This is a genomic window from Streptomyces sp. NPDC059456, from assembly GCF_042750055.1.
Lineage (GTDB): Bacteria > Actinomycetota > Actinomycetes > Streptomycetales > Streptomycetaceae > Streptomyces.
On sequence record NZ_JBHYVA010001143.1, the window covers coordinates 1 to 1,220 of the forward strand.

Consider the following 1,220-nt stretch of genomic DNA (forward strand, 5'->3'; position numbering starts at 1 on the left):
AGCGACGGCAGTGCGGTGGACGTCACGGCGGCCTGCGGGGTGCTGGCGGGCTGGGACCGTACGACCGACAGCGCCAGCCGCGGCGCACTGCTCTTCGACCGGTTCTGGCGCCGGCTGACGGCGTCGACCCCCGCCCGGCTTCCTCGGCGGCCCGGCGCACCCGGCCGAACTGCCGCGCGCTGTCCGCGATCGACGCGAACGGCATGTTGAACTCGTCCGCGTACCGGGCGGCCAGGCGCGGGGTCCGCTTCGCGCCGTGGCCGCCGATGAGCACGGGCACCTTGGCCTGGGCGGGCTTGGGCAGCGCCGGGGACTTCTCCACCTGGTAGTGGGTGCCCGCGTAGTCGAACGTGGCGCCGGGCTCGGTCGCCCACAGGCCGGTGACGATGGCCAGCTGCTCTTCCAGCCGGGCCATCCGCTCCGCCGGGAAGGGGATGCCGTACGCCTTGTGCTCCTCTTCGAACCAGCCCGCACCCAGCCCGAGTTCGATGCGGCCGCCGGACATCTGGTCGACCTGGGCGACCTGGATGGCGAGCACGCCGGGCAGCCGGAAGGTGCCGGCCGTCATCAGCGTGCCGAGCCGGATCCGCCGCGTCTCCCGGGCCAGGCCCGCGAGGGTGATCCAGGCGTCGGTGGGGCCGGGCAGGCCGTCCGCCGAGCCCATCTTCAGGTAGTGGTCGGACCGGAAGAACGCGTCGAAGCCCAGGTCCTCGGTGGCCTTGGCGACGGTCAGGAGGGTGTCGTAGCTCGCGCCCTGCTGGGGTTCGGTGAAAATGCGGAGATCCATGACTCCCATCCTGCCCCTCCCACCCCGGCAGGGTGAATCTGCGTCAACCGGACGGGCCACCCCGCGCCCGGCCAGTGACCGGCCCGGACGGAGATCGTTGGCCCGGACGGAGCCGGACCGCCCGGCCCGCGCGCCGGCGGCTCTCGCCGGTGCGTCCACCGCCCCCTTCCGCCCCGGAGGGGCCAGGGCCGAGGAGGCCGCCATGTCCCACGAGTCCGTGCCCGAGCACACCGGACAGACCGGACAGGCAGCGCACGACCAAGCACGTCAGGAGCCCGCGGCGGCCGCCCCGGGCGGCGCGCCGAAGGGTCTGCTCCAGCAGATGGAAGAGCTGATGGCGGCACTGGACGCCGACCTGTCGCGGCTCGACGCCGACCTCCAGTCCTCCACGGACCGCGCCCCCGGCACGCCCTGAACCCGGGCAGCCTCATCC

At 74.1% G+C, this 1,220-nt stretch carries 1 protein-coding gene and 1 pseudogene; one reads left to right on the forward strand and one right to left on the reverse strand.

Features of this window, described 5'->3' with window-relative positions:
* Positions 1-130: 130 nt before the first annotated feature.
* Positions 131-787, reverse strand: a pseudogene (locus tag ACFXA3_RS42805) (LLM class F420-dependent oxidoreductase); the annotation flags it as partial.
* A gap of 202 nt (positions 788-989) precedes the next feature.
* Here ACFXA3_RS42805 and ACFXA3_RS42810 point away from each other — a divergent pair.
* Positions 990-1,202 (forward strand): hypothetical protein, encoded by a 213-nt coding sequence (locus ACFXA3_RS42810; RefSeq protein WP_385197009.1) that lies wholly within the window; start codon positions 990-992, stop codon positions 1,200-1,202.
* Positions 1,203-1,220 lie beyond the last annotated feature (18 nt).

What these genes read in the sequence shown, in the direction of transcription:
- ACFXA3_RS42810 (WP_385197009.1), top strand. Translation starts at nt 990, where the DNA reads ATGTCCCACGAGTCCGTGCCCGAGCACACCGGACAGACCGGACAGGCA.